Annotated in this window: 1 protein-coding gene; it reads right to left on the reverse strand. The window is 34.2% G+C overall.

All coding sequences use genetic code 11. From position 1 onward, the window contains the following. Positions 1-228, reverse strand: a 228-nt coding sequence (locus tag JBO08_RS28040) for an HDIG domain-containing metalloprotein (RefSeq protein WP_220078219.1), incomplete at both ends; no start/stop codon positions are given.

Raw genomic sequence — 228 nt, forward strand, 5'->3', positions numbered from 1 at the left:
TATCATGTAATAAGCCAGCTCTCTTAGCAAGATTTACATTTTCTCCTAGTTCACTAGCCATAATACCCGCTAGGTTGGCTACTTCCATTGAGTGAGTTAAGGCATTTTGTCCATAACTACTTCTAAAATGTAGTTTACCTACTATTTCAACTAATTCAGGATCCATCTTTGATAGTCCCAATTCATATAAAGCATTTTTACCAAACTCTTTTATGGTTTGTTTAACGT

The organism is Pseudomonas sp. LAP_36, assembly GCF_019456785.1.
GTDB classification, from domain to species: Bacteria; Pseudomonadota; Gammaproteobacteria; order Pseudomonadales; family Pseudomonadaceae; genus Aquipseudomonas; species Aquipseudomonas tritici.